Below are 3,282 nucleotides of genomic sequence, written 5' to 3' on the forward strand. Positions count from 1 at the left end.
ATAGAATCAACGAAACGACTGATAAGACGTGCTTCGTGATCCTCGGGAATAGTGAAGTCTAATTGTAGTGTTAAAGCAGTTTCCATTGTGGTATAATTTTGATACAAAGTGAGCCCCTCCTATAATTGCTGTTGGTACTTCAATTATAGCCGGTGGGGCTCATTTTGTCTTTAAAAAAGAAACATCCCTCGACCATTTTTTCTCAAAATCGGTCGAGGGATGTATTCATTTTAGGGGAGTTTTTTCCCAGCCCCCACTGGCTTCCTTACATCCATTTACTGTTTATCTCCCTGTGGATTAGGGTTTTCCGGATTGAAATTATCTTCGTGATTCGTTTCATCTGAATCTGGTTCTTCCAGGTCCACACCAAATCCAGGTGCATGGAGTCCGATATCTTCCTCTTTGTTACCCTCTTCCTTCACTACTTCTTTTTTTTATTTATCTTTTTCAAACAAGACATATCCTCCTCTTTTCAATATATCATCATATAAGCTAACTTCCTTCTCATCAAGACCATGTCCGTCAAGCGGGTGGCTATTTTTGAAGTCCTCCTCTTTGACCGATTCAATTTCAATCGGCACCATGGATTTAACTTCAGAAACATGTTCCTCAAGAGATACGACTAGAAGGGCATTTGCATGATAAGCACCACTTTGAATCAGATTCTCTACTTCAGTGGCAAACGCCTCAAGACTTTGCTGGGCTGTGACAAACTTCATTAGTTATCCTCCTCTAAACAATGTGTAAACTCATTTTACCAAAGGAGGAATCAACTAACCAATTTTAACTACTTGAAAGTTTGCTTTTTCCTGTTGACTTTTATTCCTAAAGGTTATATAATAAATTCTGTTGTTGAAAAAGTTTCGGTAGCTCAGCTGGATAGAGCATTCGCCTTCTAAGCGAACGGTCGGGGGTTCGAATCCCTCCCGAAACGTAAAATCTCTCTAACGAGACTGATTACATAGCGGGTTTTGAGTTTTAACTCAGAAATAATTCAGAAATAATATAGTAGACCTAAAGAGAGCAGCTAATAACTGCTCTCTTTTTCTGTTTCTTCTATTGTATAGACTCACTTCTACGCTTTTAACTTTTTGTATTTTTCGAATAGTTCAAAAGAGAATTGATTTTGCTTACTCAATTTCTCCTGGAGGTATCTATATAACTCGATTTTTATAGCTTAGTTACATCTCTAGTATGGACCCAGCTCAATATTTCTCTGAGTAATACTTGTCCGCTTCTGGTCTGCAGTACAGTATACCTCTGTCCTTTTCGACTAGCTGGAATTTTTTCTCCAGTTGCGTATCTGCTGGCGTTACTGTTGAGTGTTACTCTGTCTCCAGATTCAATTGCAGATGCAGCACTGGATAATCTAACATCCGCCACGTGTACCCAACTCATAATCTCCTGTAGCAAGACTTGACCTGGTCTAGTTTGCATGACTGTATAGGTCCTGTTCTTAACCGATGCCGGAATAGTTTGACCTGTTGCATATCGATTAGCTGAATTGTTAAGAATGACTTTATCTCCAGCATTTACTGACCGGCTCACTGATGTAGAAGGAGTCACTACTGCAGCAGGCTGAGTCGGCTCATCTTTAGTTCCATGTGCTGGTGTTCCAGAAGCCGTAGTAATGAAAGTATCAAACCCTTTAGCTTCTACTCGCTTAGCTTGAGCTTCTGCATTCTCTTTTTTTCTGTAAGCTCCTACTTGAACTTTAAAGAGCCCTTGATCCTGTATCAAGTAGGTGTCAATGTCTGCAGCTTCAAGTCTTTCTTGAAGTCTCTCGGCATTCTCCAGTTTACCAAAAGCTCCAACTTGAACACGGAATAAAGTACCGGATACAATTGGCAAATCCACTTTAGGCTGATCAGATGATTTAGGTCCTCTATACTGAATGCCGATATATTTACAAATCTCTTCAACAACTGATTCAGCTGCTTTATAGAAGTTTTGATCATTGAGATACCAATCATGGTCTGCTCTGTGATCCATGAATGCATACTCGATGATAATTGTCTCTACATTGCCTGTCAAACGGTGCATGAAGTACCAGTCAGTTCCAGCACTATTTCGACGATTGAACACTCGTCTTAGTGGCAGCTTAGACACATTGACTAAACTATTGGCTATGTTTCGTGCAAAACGGTCAGTAACTCTAATAGGATAAATCGTCTCTACACCTCTGGCTTTTCCATTAAATGCGTTCCAGTGGTTAGAAATACAGAAGTCGTATTTCCCCCTAATCTTATTCGTACGGGCAACAGAATCGAGCGTAACATCTTTGTCCCTGGTTAGATCGACATCAGCGCCCAGCTCACGCAATCTTTTATGCTGATACAAGCTGATACGTAGACACCAATCTTTTTCACGAATCCCAAAACCTGTAGCGCCCGGATCTGTTCCACCGTGTCCTGGATCGATAATTCCTTTTTTACTCATTATTCTTCCTCCTTAATAATAGGTTTTTCTTTTTCTTCAACCTTCATTACATCTGCGTCAATGTGTATCCTGTTTTCTGTATGTTCTTTCAGCTTAATCAAAGTATTCTTAACTGCAGCAGGTAAAGGTAAACCAAGAGTCGCCCAATTTTCTGCAATTGAGATTAGATATGTGACTACCATCCATAATGTAAACCCGTGAGCGTAAGTTTGGAATCCGAATAGTGGGAGATAAACATTCAATACGAATATCAGTAAAACCACTAATGCATGTTTTGCAATACCAAAAAGACTGACACTGGAGCTCGTTTCTTTTGTTTTAAAAGATTTTAATGTCCCCGTGAAAATATCAAAAAATACGCACAAGATAAGCGCGTGAATAAAACCATTCTGGTAAATAGAATAGATTTGGTGTGTAATGTCGTTTAGTTCTAAAATCAACAACTTGTACCCCTTCCTTCTTATGTTTGTGTATAGAAAAGAGCAAGCGCAAGGTCTGCTCTCAGTTGTTTTCCATTAATTCTTCTATTAAGCTTTCTTGCTCTGAGTGCTGAAGTAGCATTCTAGCGATTGTGTTCGACAGACTCTTAATGAGCTCTGCTTGTTCTTCAATTATCTCTATCAATTCAACGTTAGTTAATTTGACAGATTCAGTTGAAAATGAACATGAAATCATCAAGAAAATGACAAGAACATTAGAAAAACGAGGCCCTGATGTGTAGAAAAGCAAAATAATCCAGCCAGTAAATGTCACTTTATTCCGGCAGTTTTATTTAAGAAAATGAGGCAATTAAGCGACAGAATCTGTTTATTCCAGCACGTTTGTCAGTTTAGACCAGCGGAT

The 3,282-nt window shown here is 39.2% G+C and carries 4 protein-coding genes and 1 tRNA gene; 1 reads left to right on the plus strand and 4 read right to left on the minus strand.

Going from position 1 to position 3,282, the window contains the following annotated elements; genetic code table 11:
• Positions 1-275: 275 nt before the first annotated feature.
• Both ACYQ4S_RS11320 and ACYQ4S_RS11325 read right to left on the minus strand, forming a co-directional pair.
• Entirely contained in the window at positions 276-422 is a 147-nt protein-coding gene (locus tag ACYQ4S_RS11320) for a hypothetical protein (RefSeq protein WP_176759664.1), read from the minus strand.
• Positions 423-434: 12 nt separating this feature from the next.
• Positions 435-719: a hypothetical protein gene (locus ACYQ4S_RS11325; protein WP_091268035.1), complete on the minus strand. Its 285-nt coding sequence runs from the start codon at positions 717-719 to the stop codon at positions 435-437.
• 141 nt (positions 720-860) lie between these two features.
• Between ACYQ4S_RS11325 and ACYQ4S_RS11330 the strand changes: the two genes are divergently transcribed.
• Positions 861-934, plus strand: a tRNA-Arg gene (locus tag ACYQ4S_RS11330).
• Positions 935-1,170: 236 nt separating this feature from the next.
• Here ACYQ4S_RS11330 and ACYQ4S_RS11335 read toward each other — a convergent pair.
• The gene (locus ACYQ4S_RS11335) at positions 1,171-2,439 is read right to left on the minus strand and encodes an N-acetylmuramoyl-L-alanine amidase (RefSeq protein ID WP_346023691.1); all 1,269 of its coding nucleotides are present in this window, start codon (positions 2,437-2,439) and stop codon (positions 1,171-1,173) included.
• Positions 2,439-2,879, minus strand: coding sequence for a phage holin family protein (locus ACYQ4S_RS11340; protein WP_459771221.1), 441 nt, complete (start codon positions 2,877-2,879; stop codon positions 2,439-2,441). Before ACYQ4S_RS11340 ends, ACYQ4S_RS11335 begins: the two co-directional genes overlap by 1 nt.
• Positions 2,880-3,282: the final 403 nt, after the last annotated feature.

It is taken from the genome of Alkalibacterium sp. s-m-28, assembly GCF_054658175.1.

What these genes read in the sequence shown, in the direction of transcription:
- ACYQ4S_RS11335 (WP_346023691.1), bottom strand. Translation starts at nt 2,439, where the DNA reads ATGAGTAAAAAAGGAATTATCGATCCAGGACACGGTGGAACAGATCCG.
- ACYQ4S_RS11325 (WP_091268035.1), bottom strand. Translation starts at nt 719, where the DNA reads ATGAAGTTTGTCACAGCCCAGCAAAGTCTTGAGGCGTTTGCCACTGAA.